General features: G+C 67.7%; 18 protein-coding genes. 15 read left to right on the top strand and 3 right to left on the bottom strand.

What is annotated here, in order from left to right; genetic code table 11:
- The first annotated feature begins 34 nt into the window (after positions 1-34).
- The 14 genes from ACZ54P_RS11575 to ACZ54P_RS11510 all read left to right on the top strand — a co-directional run bounded on the left by ACZ54P_RS11575 (position 35) and on the right by ACZ54P_RS11510 (position 11,869).
- The gene (locus ACZ54P_RS11575) at positions 35-685 is read left to right on the top strand and encodes an L-threonylcarbamoyladenylate synthase (protein WP_465461427.1); all 651 of its coding nucleotides are present in this window, start codon (positions 35-37) and stop codon (positions 683-685) included.
- Between the two features lie 88 nt (positions 686-773).
- Positions 774-1,925 (top strand): glycosyltransferase family 4 protein, encoded by a 1,152-nt coding sequence (locus ACZ54P_RS11570; protein WP_465461426.1) that lies wholly within the window; start codon positions 774-776, stop codon positions 1,923-1,925.
- A 56-nt stretch (positions 1,926-1,981) separates the two neighbouring features.
- Entirely contained in the window at positions 1,982-2,437 is a 456-nt protein-coding gene (locus tag ACZ54P_RS11565) for a hypothetical protein (protein WP_465461425.1), read from the top strand.
- Between the two features lie 380 nt (positions 2,438-2,817).
- Positions 2,818-3,615 carry a F0F1 ATP synthase subunit A gene (atpB, locus tag ACZ54P_RS11560; protein ID WP_465461424.1) on the top strand — a complete coding sequence of 266 codons (798 nt, stop codon included), beginning with the start codon at positions 2,818-2,820 and terminating at the stop codon, positions 3,613-3,615.
- Between the two features lie 61 nt (positions 3,616-3,676).
- Positions 3,677-3,934: an ATP synthase subunit c family protein gene (locus ACZ54P_RS11555; RefSeq protein ID WP_125785136.1), complete on the top strand. Its 258-nt coding sequence runs from the start codon at positions 3,677-3,679 to the stop codon at positions 3,932-3,934.
- A gap of 34 nt (positions 3,935-3,968) precedes the next feature.
- Positions 3,969-4,523 carry a F0F1 ATP synthase subunit B gene (locus ACZ54P_RS11550; RefSeq protein ID WP_465461423.1) on the top strand — a complete coding sequence of 185 codons (555 nt, stop codon included), beginning with the start codon at positions 3,969-3,971 and terminating at the stop codon, positions 4,521-4,523.
- A 6-nt stretch (positions 4,524-4,529) separates the two neighbouring features.
- Positions 4,530-5,351 carry a F0F1 ATP synthase subunit delta gene (locus ACZ54P_RS11545; protein ID WP_465461422.1) on the top strand — a complete coding sequence of 274 codons (822 nt, stop codon included), beginning with the start codon at positions 4,530-4,532 and terminating at the stop codon, positions 5,349-5,351.
- A gap of 55 nt (positions 5,352-5,406) precedes the next feature.
- Positions 5,407-7,044 carry a F0F1 ATP synthase subunit alpha gene (gene atpA / locus ACZ54P_RS11540; RefSeq protein ID WP_465461421.1) on the top strand — a complete coding sequence of 546 codons (1,638 nt, stop codon included), beginning with the start codon at positions 5,407-5,409 and terminating at the stop codon, positions 7,042-7,044.
- Positions 7,045-7,055: 11 nt separating this feature from the next.
- A complete protein-coding gene (locus ACZ54P_RS11535; protein ID WP_465461420.1) occupies positions 7,056-7,994 on the top strand; it encodes a F0F1 ATP synthase subunit gamma in 939 nt (312 codons plus the stop codon).
- Positions 7,994-9,418: a F0F1 ATP synthase subunit beta gene (gene atpD, locus ACZ54P_RS11530; protein ID WP_125785131.1), complete on the top strand. Its 1,425-nt coding sequence runs from the start codon at positions 7,994-7,996 to the stop codon at positions 9,416-9,418. The genes ACZ54P_RS11535 and atpD overlap by 1 nt, the downstream gene beginning before the upstream one ends.
- Before the next feature lie 114 nt (positions 9,419-9,532).
- A complete protein-coding gene (locus tag ACZ54P_RS11525) occupies positions 9,533-9,898 on the top strand; it encodes a F0F1 ATP synthase subunit epsilon (protein ID WP_465461419.1) in 366 nt (121 codons plus the stop codon).
- A gap of 25 nt (positions 9,899-9,923) precedes the next feature.
- Positions 9,924-10,358 (top strand): DUF2550 domain-containing protein, encoded by a 435-nt coding sequence (locus ACZ54P_RS11520; RefSeq protein ID WP_465461418.1) that lies wholly within the window; start codon positions 9,924-9,926, stop codon positions 10,356-10,358.
- A gap of 33 nt (positions 10,359-10,391) precedes the next feature.
- Positions 10,392-11,627: a 3-phosphoshikimate 1-carboxyvinyltransferase gene (gene aroA, locus ACZ54P_RS11515; protein ID WP_465461417.1), complete on the top strand. Its 1,236-nt coding sequence runs from the start codon at positions 10,392-10,394 to the stop codon at positions 11,625-11,627.
- An 89-nt stretch (positions 11,628-11,716) separates the two neighbouring features.
- The gene (locus ACZ54P_RS11510) at positions 11,717-11,869 is read left to right on the top strand and encodes a hypothetical protein (protein WP_465461416.1); all 153 of its coding nucleotides are present in this window, start codon (positions 11,717-11,719) and stop codon (positions 11,867-11,869) included.
- 32 nt (positions 11,870-11,901) lie between these two features.
- On the opposite strand, the gene ACZ54P_RS11505 is transcribed toward ACZ54P_RS11510, so the two are convergent.
- Positions 11,902-12,474 carry a cob(I)yrinic acid a,c-diamide adenosyltransferase gene (locus ACZ54P_RS11505; protein WP_465461415.1) on the bottom strand — a complete coding sequence of 191 codons (573 nt, stop codon included), beginning with the start codon at positions 12,472-12,474 and terminating at the stop codon, positions 11,902-11,904.
- A 61-nt stretch (positions 12,475-12,535) separates the two neighbouring features.
- Here ACZ54P_RS11505 and murA point away from each other — a divergent pair, with 61 nt between their 5' ends.
- Positions 12,536-13,813, top strand: coding sequence for a UDP-N-acetylglucosamine 1-carboxyvinyltransferase (murA, locus tag ACZ54P_RS11500; protein WP_465461414.1), 1,278 nt, complete (start codon positions 12,536-12,538; stop codon positions 13,811-13,813).
- Positions 13,814-13,818: 5 nt separating this feature from the next.
- On the opposite strand, the gene ACZ54P_RS11495 is transcribed toward murA, so the two are convergent.
- Positions 13,819-14,469, bottom strand: coding sequence for an LPXTG cell wall anchor domain-containing protein (locus ACZ54P_RS11495; RefSeq protein ID WP_465461413.1), 651 nt, complete (start codon positions 14,467-14,469; stop codon positions 13,819-13,821).
- A gap of 60 nt (positions 14,470-14,529) precedes the next feature.
- Positions 14,530-15,153, bottom strand: coding sequence for a LysE family translocator (locus ACZ54P_RS11490; protein ID WP_465461412.1), 624 nt, complete (start codon positions 15,151-15,153; stop codon positions 14,530-14,532).
- Between the last annotated feature and the right edge of the window lie 192 nt (positions 15,154-15,345).

Below are 15,345 nucleotides of genomic sequence, written 5' to 3'. Positions count from 1 at the left end.
CCACTCACGAGGCCGCAGGCTAGGCTGAGGCGCCATGAGCGCGGTGTACGACTGCAGCAAGCGTGAAACGCGGGCCGACGGGCTCGCCGCGGCGGCGAGCGCGGTGCGCTCCAGCCGCCTCGTCGTCCTTCCGACCGACACGGTCTACGGCATCGGCGCGGACGCCTTCGACGGCGGCGCCGTCCAGTCCCTCCTGCGGGCCAAGAACCGCGGTCCGGACATGCCGGTCGGCGTCCTCGTCGGCTCTTGGTCCACTGTGGACGGACTGGTGCTCGGCACCCCGCCGCAGGCCCGCGCGCTCATGGAAGCCTTCTGGCCGGGCGACCTCTCCATCGTCCTGCCGCACGCGCCGAGCCTGCAGTGGGATCTGGGCCAGTCACGCGGAACGGTGATGCTGCGCATGCCGCTGCACCCGGTCGCGCTGGAGCTGCTGCGTGACGTCGGCCCGATGGCGGTCTCGAGCGCCAACGTGTCCGGTCAGCCGCCCGCCTCCACCGCGCAGGAAGCGGTCGACCAGCTCGGCGACAGTGTCGCGGTGTACCTCGACGGCGGATCCACCGGCGCGCCCGTTCCGTCCACGATGGTCGATCTCACCGGCGACGACCCGGTCATCCTGCGGGAGGGCGCGGTCAGCCGCGCCGCGGTCGCGGAAGTGCTGGGTGTGCCCGCGGAGTCACTCGCCTGATTCACCGGGTGTCAGTACCGTTGGCCGCCGTATCCCCCCAGCGCGGTAGCGTGTTCGAGTGACTTGGACCTCGGCGGCGTAACGCATCATGCCTCCTACGCAAGGTCTCCCGATCCGGGAGTACATCCTCGTCGCCCTCACCGCGGCGGCCGTTACCTTCCTGCTCACCGGCGTGGTGCGCCGGGTCGCCATCCGGATCGGCGCGATCGCCAACCCGCGGGCCCGTGACGTCCACGTCACCCCGATCCCGCGGATGGGCGGGATCGGCATCTTCCTCGGCGTCGCCGCCGCGATGGGGCTCGCGCACCAGCTGCCCGCGCTGAGCCGCGGCTTCGACTTCTCCTTCGACTCGCTGGGCGTCCTGCTCGCCGCCGGGGTGATCTCCCTGATCGGCGCGCTCGACGACCGGTTCGAACTGGACGCCTGGACGAAACTGGCGGGCCAGGTCATGTGCGCCGGGATCCTGGTGATCTTCGGCGTGCAGTGGGTGTCGTTCTGGGTGCCGTGGGGCGGCGGTGGCGAGTCCTTCGGCCAGGTGCTGGTGCTGGACAAGAACCAGGGCGCGCTGCTGACCGTCGTGCTGGTGGTCGTCATGGTCAACGCGATGAACTTCGTCGACGGCCTCGACGGGCTCGCCGGCGGTCTCGGTTTCATCGCCGCGGCGGCGACGTGCTCGTTCTCCCTCGGCCTGCTCGACTCCTCGGGTGGCGACGTCGGCGCGTATCCGCCCGCCCTCATCGCGGCCACGCTCGCCGGGGCCTGTCTCGGCTTCCTGCCGTACAACTTCCAGCCCGCGAAGATCTTCATGGGCGACTCGGGTTCGATGATGATCGGGCTCATGCTGGCCGGTGCGACGACGTCCGCGTCGGGCCGCGTGCCCTACCCGCAGTTCAGCGGTAAGGACGCGCTCGCGCTGCTTTCGCCGCTCGTCGTGGTCGCCGCGGTGTTGTTCGTGCCGCTGCTCGACCTGATCATGGCGGTCGTCCGCCGCACCCGTCGCGGCGAGAGCCCGTTCGCCGCGGACAAGATGCACCTGCACCACCGCCTGCTGGAGATCGGCCATTCGCAGCGCCGCGCGGTACTGCTCATCTACTTGTGGGCGGGCCTGCTCGCGTTCGGCGCGGTGTCGGTGACGCTCTTCGACGACGCCGCGGTCTTCTGGGTCGTCGGTTTCGGTTTCCTGCTGGCGACACTGGTGTCGGTCATCCCCCGGCTGCGGTCGCGGAACCGAACCGCCTGAAAGAGCCGATCCGCGCGGGCCTACACTGGCGGGCTGAGACGACCAGGGAGCTTTCTGTGAGCGAGACCGAGAAGACCGTCGCGGCGGAGGAGAACCCCCACGCCAAGGTGGTTCTGCAGGCGGCCAACGCGATGACGAAGGCGTCCCTGCTCATCACCCCGCCCGCGGTTCTCGTGTGCATCGTGCTGTTCACCGTCCTCAATGGAATGCCCGGGCTCGTGGGCTCGGTCATCGGTGGCGTGCTCGCCATCCTGTCTTCGCTCGCGACGCTGGGCATGATGCGCTTCAGCGCGGGGATGGACCCGATGTTCGTGATGGTGATCGCCCTCGGTGGTTACGTCCTCAAGATCCTCGTCCTGTTCGGTGCGCTGACGCTCTTGCGAGGTGTCACCTGGCTGCATCCGATGTCGCTCGGTATCACCATGATCGTCGCCATCCTGCTGGCCGCCGGCGCGGAGTTCGCCGCGTTCCGCAAGACCAAGATCCCGACGATCATCCCCGCTTCCCGCTGATTCCCGGGACCGAGGTCCTGACCTGGGACGGGACCTAGGTCCTCGGCCGATCGGGGGCAATGTAGTACGCCTGTACGGCCCGCCGGTACCTGCTGATATGGTCCGCGTATGGGCGGCGGCCTCGGCTGCCGGCTCCCGATGACGAACCCCGAACAGCAGTGTGGCGACGGTGTTGAATCGTCCCTTCTTACCCGCTGGTAGGCGTCTGTCTCCCGGGAGCACTGCATCGAGAATCCTCGTGTGCGGAACGTGAAACCGTGTTCAGCACATCGTGGGGTGGCCGCCTCCGACGGCCCGATACGTGTCGGGTACGTTAAGTCCAGATCGTGACGATTCCCCCGGCGGAGTGAACGCCGGCCGGGAGAACCGGAAGGAGCCCAGTGGGCGCGCTGGTACTAGCCGAGGGTGCGGAGTTCACGCCGCCAGGCGTCAAAGACTTCAACCTACCGCCGTTGTTCGGCTCCGGCTATTGGTTGAGCTTCACCAAGCCGATGTTGCTGGTGGTCATCTCCCTGATCATCATCGTCACCTACTTCATGGTGACGTCGCGCCGGTTGAAGGTCGTCCCGGGTAAGGGACAGTTCATGGCCGAATCGATCTACAACTTCGGCCGCAACAACATCGCGCGGGAACAGATCGGCTCTGCCGACTTCAAGCCGTTCATCCCGTTGATTCTGGGACTGTTCAGCTTCGTGCTGGTGAACAACCTCTTCGGGATCATCCCGTTCTTCCAGTTCCCGACCATGGCGCGAATCGGGTTCCCGGTCGCTCTCGCGTTCCTCGTCGTTTACCCGGTGTACCACTACGTCGGGTTCAAACGCCACGGCTTCAAGGGTTACCTGAAGAAGGAACTGGCTCCGGCGGGTATTCCCGGATTCGTTCTGCCGCTGTACTCCACCATCGAGTTCGCGCAGAAGTTCTTCATCGCACCGGCCACCCTGGCCATCCGAGTCTTCGCGGCGATGTTCGCCGGGCACCTGATCATCATGGTCTTCACGCTCGGCGGGAGTTTCCTGCTGACCGAGGGCGAAGGCATCGTGAAGGTCGCGTCGCCGGTGGCGTTCCTCTTCGCCATCGCGATGACGTTCCTGGAGGCCTTCATCCAGATCCTGCAGGCGTACATCTTCGCACTGCTGTCCGCAGGGTACATCGGCGCCGCGCTGGCGTCGGAGCACTGAGAAACACCAAAAGCCCCCGATCCGCGTGAGTCGCGCGGACCGAGTTTGAAGGGAAACGCACGTGAGCAACATCGTTCTTGCGCAGGCTGCCGAGGCCGCTTCCAACATCAACCCGGGTCTCGCCGCCATCGGCTACGGCCTCGGCGCGATCGGCCCCGGTATCGGTGTGGGTCTCATCTTCGCCGCCGTCATCAACGGCACCGCTCGCCAGCCGGAGGCGCAGGGCAAGCTTCAGGGCATCGCCTTCTCGACCTTCGTGCTGACCGAGGTGTTGGCGCTGATCGGTATCGTCATCTACTTCCTCGCCTCCGGCGCCTGAGTTTCCCAACTCAATCTCGCTTAAAGGAGACGTTGTGCTGAAGACCGATTTGGTGTTGGCCGCCGAGGCGCCCAACCCGATCCTGCCGCACATTCCCGAGCTGATCCTCGGTTTCGTCGCCTTCCTCATTCTGCTGTGGGTGCTCAAGAAGTACGTCGTTCCTCGTTTCGAGGCGGCTTACGAAGAGCGGACCAAGCTGATCGAGGGTGGCATCGAGCGAGCCGAGAAGGCACAGGCCGAAGCCGAAGAAAACCTCGCGCAGTACAAGGCGCAGCTGGCGGAAGCCCGTTCCGAGGCCGCGAAGATCCGCGACGACGCCCGGCTCGAAGCCGAGCAGATCAAGGCGGAGCTTCGGACCGAGGCGGAGGCCGAGTCCCAGCGCATCGTCGCCCAGGGCCAGGCTCAGCTGCAGGCCCAGAAGGCGCAGATCATCGCCGAACTGCGCGCCGAACTCGGCCGTAACTCCGTGGAGCTGGCAAGCCGCATCGTCGGCGAGTCGCTCGCGGACGACGCGCGCCGTCACGGCACCGTGGACCGGTTCCTTGCCGAGCTGGAGACCGCCGGTGCCTCCAACGGAGCGGGAAAGTAGACCAGAATGACGCTGCATGCTGCGAGCCGTGAAGCGCTCGACCTCGCCGAGAATCGTCTCGGCGAGGTACTGGCCGCCGCGGGTACCGACCCGGCGACGGTCGGCGACGAGCTGCTTTCGGTCGTCGCCCTGCTGGACCGGGAGATCGGCCTGCGCCGGGCCGTCGCCGACGGTTCGGCGACGCCCGAAGCCCGGATCGGCCTCGCTCGCGGGATCCTCGCGGGCAAGGTTTCCGAACCGGCCCTGCAGGTGCTCGACTCCGTGGCTGGCAGCCGCTGGTCGAGCCCGCGCGAACTGACCGACGGGCTCGAGGCCCTCGGCCGCTCGGCGCTGCTCACCAGTGCGGAGAAGTCCGGGAACATCGACGCTGTCGAAGACCAGCTGTTCCGGGTCACTCGTATCGTTGCGGGTGCGCCGGAGCTCGAACGGGCCCTGGCCGACCTGACCGCTCCCGCCGAGGCGAAGCGGACCCTCGTCCGCACTCTGTTCGCCGACAAGGTGGACGTGGTCACCAAGACCCTCGTCGAGCAGGTCGTCCTGCGCGCCAAGGGCCGCGGGGTCGCCAACGCCCTCGAGCGGCTGGTCCAGCTGGCCGCGGAACGCCGTCAGCGCTCGGTCGCCCAGGTGACCAGCGCGAGCGCGCTGTCCGACGAGCAGCACGCTCGGCTGAGCGAGAAGCTCAACGCCCTTTACGGGCGGCAGCTCGCGCTGCACGTCGAGGTCGACCCGTCACTGGGCGGCGGACTCGTCGTCCGCGTCGGCGACGAGGTCATCGACGGCAGCACCGCGGGGCGCATCGACGCCCTGCGTCGCCGGTTGGCTAGCTGACACCCACAACAACGACTTTGCACACTGGCACGAACGAAGCGAGAGCGGGATTGAAATGGCGGAGCTGACGATCTCCTCGGATGAGATCCGTAGCGCGATCGAGAACTACGTCTCGAGTTACGCCCCGGACGTGAGCCGGGAAGAAGTTGGCGTCGTCATCGACGCCGGTGACGGCATCGCCCACGTAGAGGGCCTGCCCTCGGCGATGGCCAACGAGCTGCTCGAGTTCCCCGGCGGGGTCCTCGGGGTGGCGCTGAACCTGGACGCGCGCTCCATCGGTGCCGCGATCCTCGGTGACTTCGAGACCGTCGTCGAAGGCCAGGAAGTCAAGCGGACCGGACAGGTCCTGTCGGTTCCGGTCGGCGAGGGCTACCTCGGCCGCGTCGTGAACCCGCTGGGCGCCCCGATCGACGGCCTCGGCGAGATCGAGACCTCCGACCGCCGCCCGCTGGAGGTCAAGGCCGCTTCGGTGGTCGAGCGCCAGCCGGTGTCGGAGCCGCTGCAGACCGGTATCACCGCGATCGACGCGATGACCCCGATCGGCCGTGGCCAGCGTCAGCTGATCATCGGTGACCGCAAGACCGGTAAGACGGCCGTCGCGGTGGACACGATCATCAACCAGAAGGCCAACTGGGACTCCGGCGACCCGAAGAAGCAGGTTCGCTGCATCTACGTCGCGGTCGGCCAGAAGGGCTCCACGATCGCCGCGGTCAAGAAGTCCCTCGAGGACGCCGGCGCGATGGAGTACACCACCATCGTCGCGGCACCCGCGTCGGACTCCGCCGGCTTCAAGTGGATCGCGCCGTACACCGGTTCGGCCATCGGCCAGCACTGGATGTACGAGGGCAAGCACGTCCTCATCGTGTTCGACGACCTGACCAAGCAGGCCGACGCCTACCGCGCGATCTCGCTGCTGCTGCGTCGCCCGCCGGGCCGTGAAGCCTTCCCCGGCGACGTCTTCTACTTGCACTCCCGTCTCCTCGAGCGGTGCGCGAAGCTCTCGGACGAGCTGGGCGCGGGCTCGCTGACGGGTCTCCCGATCATCGAGACCAAGGCGAACGACGTGTCGGCGTACATCCCGACCAACGTCATCTCGATCACCGACGGTCAGTGCTTCTTCCAGTCGGACCTGTTCAACGCCGGTCAGCGCCCGGCCATCGACGTGGGTATCTCGGTTTCCCGCGTGGGTGGTGCCGCGCAGGTCAAGGCGATGAAGTCGGTTTCGGGTTCGCTCCGTATCGACCTGTCGCAGTACCGCGAGCTGGAGGCCTTCGCGGCCTTCGCCTCGGACCTCGACGACGCGTCGAAGGCGCAGCTCGAGCGTGGCGCCCGCCTGTACGAGGTGCTCAAGCAGCCGCAGTACTCCCCGATCCCGGTCGAGGAGCAGGTCGTTACGGTGTACCTGGGCACGAACGGGCACTACGACTCGGTCCCGACCGAGGACGTGCGCCGCTTCAACCACGAGTTCATCGACTCCGCCCGGCGTAAGCACGGCGAGCTCCTCAAGGACATCCGCGAGTCGGGCAAGTTCTCCGACGAGACCGCTTCCGGGCTGGTCGACGCGGTGAACGAGTTCAAGAAGGAGTTCACCACCGCCGAGGGCAAGAGCCTCACCGAGGTCTCCGACGCGATGGACGCCGAGAAGGTCGGGCAGGAGACCGTCAAGGTCAACAAGCCCGCACCGAAGAAGTGAGCTGATAGCTCATGGCCGCACAACTCCGAGAACTCCGGTCGCGTATCAAGGCGACCAAGTCCATCGGCAAGATCACCAAGGCGATGGAGCTCATCGCCACCGCGCGCATCACCAAGGCGCGGGCGAAGGTCGCGGCGTCCCGGCCCTACTCGGACGAGATCACGAACGTGCTCTCGGCCCTGGCCGGCGCCTCGTCCAACCTCGACCACCCGCTGCTGGTCGAGCGCCCCGACCCGAAGCGCGCGGCGGTCCTCGTGATCACCAGCGACAAGGGTCAGTGCGGTGGGTACAACTCCAACGTGCTGAAGGCGACCGAGGAGCTCCTCACGCTGCTGCGTGAGCAGGGCAAGGAGCCGGTGCTTTACGTGACCGGCAACAAGGGCCTGAGCTACTACCGGTTCCGCGGCCGTGAGGTGACCGAAAGCTGGACGGGCTTCTCCGACCAGCCCGGTTACGTCAACGCCGCCGAAGCCGGTGAGCTCATCGTCGAGTCGTTCCTGAACGGCGCCGACGACGAGGCCGGCAACGCCGACGGCATCCTGGGTGTGGACGAGATCCACGTCGTCTACACCGAGTTCGTCTCGATGCTGACCCAGCGTCCGACCGCCAAGCGCGTCGCGCCGCTCGAGGTCGAGTACACCGAGGGCGAAGAAGAGAAGCCGGAAAGCCTGCTCCCGAGCTACGAGTTCGAGCCCAGTGCCGAGAAGCTGCTCTCCGCGTTGCTGCCGAAGTACATCAACACGCGGATCTTCGCGGCGATGCTCGAGTCGGCGGCGTCCGAACTCGCGGCCCGCCGGACCGCGATGAAGGCCGCGTCGGACAACGCGAACGATCTGGTGAGCACGCTGACGCGGGAGATGAACCAGGCCCGTCAGGCGCAGATCACCCAGGAGATCTCTGAAATCGTCGGTGGCGCGAACGCGCTCACCGCAGCAGGAAGTGATGACTGATGACCAGTACTGAAGCCCGTGCCAAGGGGCGCATCGTCTCGGTGACCGGCCCGGTCGTCGACGTCGAATTCCCGCGCGGTTCCGTTCCCGACCAGTTCAACGCGCTCAAGGTCGAAATCGAGTTCGAGCAGCTCCGCAAGACGGTGACGCTCGAGGTCGCCAGCCACCTCGGTGACAACCTCGTCCGCACCATTTCGCTCCAGCCGCAGGACGGCCTGGTGCGTGGCGCCGAGGTCACCGACACCGGTGGCCCCATCACCGTTCCGGTGGGCGACAAGGTCAAGGGCCACGTCTACAACGCGCTCGGCGAGTGCCTCGACGAGCCCGGCTACGGCGACGACCTCGAGCGCTGGGGCATTCACCGCAACCCGCCCTCCTTCGACCAGCTCGAAGGCAAGACGAAGATGCTGGAGACCGGCCTCAAGGTCGTCGACCTGCTGACCCCGTACGTCGAGGGTGGCAAGATCGGCCTGTTCGGTGGTGCCGGTGTCGGCAAGACGGTGCTCATCAAGGAGATGATCACCCGTGTCGCCCGGAACTTCGGTGGCACCTCGGTGTTCGCCGGGGTCGGCGAGCGCACCCGTGAAGGTAACGACCTCTTCCTGGAGATGTCCGAGGACGGCGTCATCAACGACACCGCCCTCGTCTTCGGTCAGATGGACGAGCCGCCGGGCACCCGTATGCGGGTCGCGCTGTCCGCGCTGACCATGGCGGAGTACTTCCGCGATGTGCAGAACCAGGACGTGCTGCTCTTCATCGACAACATCTTCCGGTTCACCCAGGCCGGTTCCGAGGTGTCGACCCTGCTGGGCCGCATGCCTTCGGCCGTGGGTTACCAGCCGACGCTGGCCGACGAGATGGGTCAGCTCCAGGAGCGGATCACCTCGACCCGTGGTCGTTCGATCACCTCGATGCAGGCGATCTACGTCCCCGCGGACGACTACACCGACCCGGCCCCGGCCGCGACGTTCGCCCACCTGGACGCCACCACGGAGCTTTCGCGTGGCGTGTTCCAGAAGGGCATCTTCCCGGCGGTGGACCCGCTGGCGTCGACGTCGACCATTCTCGACCCGGCCATCGTCGGTGAGGACCACTACCGGGTGGCCTCCGAGGTCATCCGGATCCTGCAGAAGTACAAGGAGCTGCAGGACATCATCGCGATCCTCGGGATGGACGAGCTCTCGGAAGAGGACAAGCTCACCGTTCAGCGCGCGCGCCGCATCGAGCGGTTCCTGTCGCAGAACATGCTGGTCGCCGAGGCGTTCACGCAGATCCCGGGCTCGACCGTGCCGCTGTCGGAGACCATCGAGTCCTTCGACCGCATCACCAAGGGCGACTTCGACCACTACCCGGAGCAGGCGTTCCTGGGTATCGGTGGCCTCGAAGACCTCGAGAAGAAGTACAAGGAAATCACCAAGAAGTGATGTTCCGATGAGCGGCGGGATCAGTGTCTACTGTGGACGCTGGTCCCGCCGTTCGCATAGTTGGAACTTTGACTATTAGACTCGGTGGCAGCACCTGAGGTGAAGGGAAGCTACGTGGCTGAGATTTCTGTCGAGCTGGTAGCCGTCGAGCGCCGTCTCTGGTCCGGTACCGCCACGTTCGTGGTGGCGCAGACCACCGAGGGCGAGATCGGCATCATGGCCGGTCACGAGCCGGTTCTCGGCCAGCTCGTCGAGGGCGGCGTCGTGAAGGTGACGACCACGGACGGCGAGACCGTGACCGCCGCGGTGCACGGCGGCTTCCTGTCGGTCACCGCGACCGGCGTGAGCATCCTCGCCGAGAGCGCGGAGCTTTCGCACGAGATCGACGTCGACGCGGCCAAGAAGGCGTTGAGCGGCGAAGACGAGCAAGAGCGGGCTCGGGCAGCCGCCCAGCTCCGCGCGGCCGGTCAGTCAGTCTGACCGGGCGAAGGACAGGGGCCGGGCCGTGGAAATCGCCGTGGGTGTTCTCGGGGCCCTGACCATCCTGGCCGTGCTCGCGGCCTGGTATTCGTTGCGATGGGTCCGGATGCGCCGCGGTGGCGGCGTGAGTGTCGCGCTGCGGTGGCGTCCGGACGAGGCGCGGTCCAGCTGGCATCTGGGGCTGGGCCGCTACGAGGGCGAGCAGTTCGTCTGGTTCCGCGTCTGGAGCCTGCGGACCGGCCCCGATCGCGTGTTCCAGCGCGTGAGCATGGAGATCGCGGACAGGCGCGACCCGTCCGGCACGGAGGCGTACGCCGTCCCCGAAGGTTCGATCGTCCTGCGGTGTGAGTCCGCCACGCAGGAGGCGATCGAGATCGCGATGGGCCCCGGTGCCCTCACCGGCTTCCTCTCCTGGCTGGAGTCGGCCCCGCCGGGCCGTCGGCTTCCGCGCGCTTCCTGAATCGGTTCCGCCGAGACGTCGTATGCTCGCGGCGTGACCATCGTCGACATCCCCGGTTCGAAGTCGATCACCGCCCGAGGGCTGTTCCTCGCGGCCGCCGCGCACGGCACGACAGTGCTGGGCAGGCCACTGCGCTCGGACGACTCCGAGGGCTTCGCCGAAGGCCTGCTCAAGCTCGGCTATCAGGTCACCCGTTCCGATGGTGAGTGGACCATCGAGGGCCGTCCCGAGGGGCCCGCCGTCGACAGCGCCGACGTCTTCTGCCGCGACGGCGCCACCACCGCACGTTTCCTCCCCGCGCTGGCCGCCGCCGGCCACGGGACCTTCCGATTCGACGCTTCCGAGCAGATGCGTGCCCGGCCGCTGGGGCCGCTCACCGACGCGCTGCTCGAACTGGGCGTCGACCTCACCTTCGAAGGCTCGCCGGGGCACCATCCGCTGGTGGTACGGGCCGACGGGATCAAGGGCGGGGCGCTCACGCTGGACGCGGGGCTGTCGTCCCAGTTCCTGACCGCGTTGCTGCTGGTCGGCCCGCTGACCGCCGAGGGACTGCGGATCACCGTCACCGACCTCGTTTCGGTGCCGTACGTCGAGATCACCATCGCGATGATGCGGCGCTTCGGCGTCGAGGTCGTCCGGGACGGCGACACGTTCGTCGTGCCGTCCACGCCGTACCGGGCCTGCCGCTACGAGATCGAGCCGGACGCTTCGACGTCGAGCTACTTCTTCGCCGCCGCCGCGCTGACCGGGCGTTCTGTGACGATTCCGGGGCTGGGCGCGGGCGCGCTCCAAGGGGATCTGCGGTTCGTCGAGGTCCTGCGGCAGATGGGCGCCGACGTCGAGGTGGGTTCGGACGCGGTCACCGTGACCGGAACGGGCGGTCTGCGCGGTGTCACGGTGAACATGCGCGACATCTCCGACACCGTGCCGACGCTCGCGGCCATCGCGCCGTTCGCGGACGGGCCGGTACGGATCGAGGACGTCTACAACACGCGGATCAAGGAATGCGACCGGCTGGCCGCCTGCGAGGAGAACCTGCGCGCGATGGGCGTCGCGGTCGAAACGGGGCGGGAGTGGATCGAGATCCAGCCGGGTGTGCCGACGGGGGCGCTCGTGAAGTGCCGTCGAGATCACCGGATCGCGATGGCGTTCAGCGTCACGGGGCTGCGTACGGCAGGGATCACGCTGGACGACCCGGGTTGCGTGAAGAAGACGTTCCCCGGCTTCCATGACGCCCTCGCTGATCTTCGGACCACCTGGGGCGTTTAGTCCTCTGAACGCGCCGGCGGAAACATGGGATCATCACGAAGCGGCATTTCTACCGGGTTTCCGACGTGATCCACGTCTATCCTCGGCCTATGACTCAGAGCGAGGACGCGAACCGCTGGAGCCACCTTCCCGAGCCCGTGTCCATGGAGGACACGATCACGATGAAGGCGATCGACCCGGGCAAGGACGGCACGCCCGAAGTCGACCTCGAGCGCTATTGGGCAGCACGGGAACAGGGCTGAGCGTGAGCTGAAGGACGCGGTGAAAGCGTCCTTCAGCTCGCCCCGCCGGGCTGCCACAGGATGTCGCCGTCCGGGTTCGCCAGCCGCGACAGAATGAACAGCAGGTCCGAAAGCCGGTTCAGGTACTTGATCGCCAGCTGGTTCGTCGTGGCCTGCTCGACCTCGTACAGCGCCCAGCCGGACCGCTCGGCCCGTCGGGCGACCGTGCGGGCCTGATGCAGGAAGGCCGCGCCCGGGGTGCCACCCGGCAGGATGAACGACGTCAGCTTCGGCACACGCTCGTTGAACTCGTCGCACCAGCCTTCGAGCCGCTCGATGTACCGCTCGGTGATGCGCAGCGGTTCGTACGGCGGGTTCTCCACGATCGGCGCGCACAGATCCGCGCCGACGTCGAAGAGATCGTTCTGCACCGCACGCAGGACCTCGGTGATTTCCGCCGTCAGGCCGCCCATCGCGAGCGCGAGCCCGATGACGGAGTTGGCTTCGTCGACATCGGCGTACGCCGACAGCCGCGGCGACGTCTTCGGCACCCGTGAGCCGTCGCCGAGCGCCGTGGTGCCGTTGTCGCCGACCTTCGTGTACACGCGGTTGATGCGAACGACCATGAAACCGACTCTACCGGCCCGGCGTAAGGCAAATCGGGACGAGAGGGCATGATTGGCGCCCATGAGTGAGCACTTCGACGTGCACGGCGGAGCACGGCTGGTCGGCGAGGTCGACGTGGTCGGGGCGAAGAACAGTGTCCTGAAATTGATGGCCGCGGCCCTGTTGGCCGAGGGCACCACCACCATCACGAACTGCCCCCAGATCCTGGACGTCCCGCTGATGGGCGACGTCCTCCGCAGTGTGGGTTGCGACGTCGTCATCGACGGTGACACCGCGAAGATCACCACCCCCGCCGAGCTGTCGCATCGCGCCGATTCGGCCGCGATGGGCAAGCTGCGCGCGTCCGTCTGCGTGCTGGGGCCGTTGGTCGGCAGGCTCAAGCAGGCCGTCGTGGCGCTGCCGGGTGGTGACGCGATCGGCTCGCGGCCCCTCGACATGCACCAGAACGGCCTCCGCAAGCTGGGTGCCACCAGCACCATCGAGCACGGCTGCGTCGTGGCGAAGGCCGACGGCCTGCGCGGCGCGCAGATCTGGCTGGACTTCCCGAGCGTCGGCGCCACTGAGAACATCCTGATGGCCGCCGTCCTCGCCGAGGGCACCACGGTCATCGACAACGCCGCGCGCGAGCCCGAGATCGTCGACATCTGCACGATGCTCACCGACATGGGCGCGAAGATCGAGGGCGCGGGCACGTCGACCCTCACCGTCGAGGGCGTCGAGAAGCTGAACCCGACCGAGCACCGCGTGATCGGCGACCGGATCGTAGGCGCGACCTGGGCGTTCGCCGCCGCGATGACCCGAGGCGACCTGACCGTCCGCGGCGTCAACCCGCACCACCTGGACCTGGTCCTCGACAAGCTCCGCCTGGCGGGCGCCGAGGTCGAGACGTTCGACGGCAAAGGCTTCCGGATCGTCCAGCCCGAGCGGCCGAAGGCGGTCGACTGGGTGACGCTGCCGTACCCCGGCTTCGCGACCGACCTGCAGCCGTTCGCGGTGGCGCTCTCGGCGGTGGCCGACGGGACGTCGATGATCACCGAGAACATCTACGAGGCGCGGTTCCGCTTCATCGAGGAGATGATGCGGCTCTCCGGCGACGCGCGCACCGACGGCCACCACGCCGTCGTCCGTGGCGTGGAGCGGCTTTCCAGCGCGCCGGTGTGGGCGTCGGACATCCGGGCGGGCGCCGGGCTGGTGCTCGCCGGACTGTGCGCCGACGGCGTCACCGAGGTCTGGGACGTCTTCCACATCGACCGCGGCTACCCGCATTTCGTGGAGAACCTGAACCGGCTCGGCGCCCGCATCGAGCGTGTCGCGGGGGAACCTGAGCGCGCATCCTGAGCGAGTCACGCGTTCCGGCGCCGCCGGGTTCCCGCGAACACCGCGGCACCGCCCGCGGTCAGCAAGCCCAGCCCGGTCAGCAGCGCGGGTTCGAGATCGAAACCGGTCTGGGCCAGCGAAGGCGAGCTCGCGACGGCGATGTCGCCACGGGGCGCGGCGGCCGCCACCGGCACGACGGCGGGAACGACGACCTCGACCCGTGGCTTTTCGGGCGGAGGAGTTTCGCCCGGCGGGGTCGTGGCGGGCGGTGTCCGGTCCGGTACGCAGGCGGTGTGCGCGGGGTTGCCGCGCCCGACGCCGTGGTTGCGGTCGCATTCGTAGCCCGCGTCGGCGTCCGAGCCGCCGGGCAGCTGTCCGGGCGGGTTCTTGTTGTCGGCCTTGCCGACGCAGCCGGCGCAGGGCTTCCCGACGGCTTCGCCAGCGCCGTTGCCGTTGGCGGACGGCGAACCATCCCGCGTGGAGTCGTACGGCCCGTGCTTATTGGCACCGTGCCCGGAGAAGTCCGCTTTGGACGGTGGTTGCGGTTTGGTGGTGTCCTGGGCGTGCCCGGGAGGAGCGTCGCCGTTGCCGCGCTCGCCCGCGTCGGCCGGGCCCGCGCCGAAGAGCATGAGGGAGAAGGCGGCTCCGGCGATCACGCCGTAGGTCTTCTTGGTCATCGAAGCCTCCCAAATCGCGCCATTGCGACATATGGAGTATCGCGCGAACGACCGTAAGGGTTACTCGAACGCTAAAGCCGCACCGAAACCGACCAGCGCGGTGCCGGTGACACCGTCGAGCGCGCGGCGGACCTTGCGGCGTTCCAGCCAGGCCCGCACCCGGTGCACGAAGAGCAGCAGCACCATCAGCCAGACGAAGCCCAGCACCGCGACGGTGTAGGCGAGCAGGAGCGCGTGCCACGCGGACGTCGTCGCCGGGTCGAGGAACTGCGGGAGCACCGACAGGTACAGGACGAGGACCTTCGGATTGGTGATGTTGGAGAGGAAGCCTTCGCGGAAGCGGCGGAATCCGCTCGCCCGTTGGTGTTTCACCGCGTCGGCGCCGGAGTAGTCACCCCGCCAGGCGCCGCGCAGCGCCTGGAAGCCGAGGAAGACCAGATAGGCGGCGCCGAGCCATTTCAGCGTCACGAACACCGGCTGCGACTGCGCGATCACGACCCCGAGGCCGAGCGCGGCGGCGGTGCCCTGGGTCGCGTTGGCCACGAAGATCCCGGCCGTGGCGAGGAAACCGCCGCGGCTGCCGCCGGACAGCGAGTTCTTGAGCATCACCATCGTGTCCGGGCCGGGAGCGAGGACGATCAGGATGACGATGATCAGATAGCTGCTGTACGAACTCCACGTCACAATCGCCCACGCTAGACGTCGCCCGCGGGCGAGTCTCGCGGATTTCGGTCACAGTCCCCGGGCCCGGGCCCGGGCGCGGTAAGCACTAGGCCGGGTGGGTCGTGAGTGGCGATTCGGGTTAGAAGCCCAAAACCCACCCCCCACCCCCCCCTCCCCACGGAACCCAAATTGTCCCCCCCCGCTCCTTTGTCC

The sequence above is a fragment of the Amycolatopsis sp. NPDC034160 genome (assembly GCF_055575355.1).
Note: the sequence above shows the minus strand (reverse complement) of the source record. Positions and strands in the feature narration are given on the sequence as shown.

Bases quoted from the DNA above. Each gene is read 5' to 3' on its own strand.
- atpA (WP_465461421.1), top strand. From the start codon at position 5,407: ATGGCGGAGCTGACGATCTCCTCGGATGAGATCCGTAGCGCGATCGAG.
- ACZ54P_RS11510 (WP_465461416.1), top strand. From the start codon at position 11,717: ATGACTCAGAGCGAGGACGCGAACCGCTGGAGCCACCTTCCCGAGCCC.
- murA (WP_465461414.1), top strand. From the start codon at position 12,536: ATGAGTGAGCACTTCGACGTGCACGGCGGAGCACGGCTGGTCGGCGAG.
- ACZ54P_RS11545 (WP_465461422.1), top strand. From the start codon at position 4,530: ATGACGCTGCATGCTGCGAGCCGTGAAGCGCTCGACCTCGCCGAGAAT.
- ACZ54P_RS11570 (WP_465461426.1), top strand. From the start codon at position 774: ATGCCTCCTACGCAAGGTCTCCCGATCCGGGAGTACATCCTCGTCGCC.
- ACZ54P_RS11505 (WP_465461415.1), bottom strand. From the start codon at position 12,474: ATGGTCGTTCGCATCAACCGCGTGTACACGAAGGTCGGCGACAACGGC.
- ACZ54P_RS11495 (WP_465461413.1), bottom strand. From the start codon at position 14,469: ATGACCAAGAAGACCTACGGCGTGATCGCCGGAGCCGCCTTCTCCCTC.
- ACZ54P_RS11535 (WP_465461420.1), top strand. From the start codon at position 7,056: ATGGCCGCACAACTCCGAGAACTCCGGTCGCGTATCAAGGCGACCAAG.
- atpD (WP_125785131.1), top strand. From the start codon at position 7,994: ATGACCAGTACTGAAGCCCGTGCCAAGGGGCGCATCGTCTCGGTGACC.
- ACZ54P_RS11575 (WP_465461427.1), top strand. From the start codon at position 35: ATGAGCGCGGTGTACGACTGCAGCAAGCGTGAAACGCGGGCCGACGGG.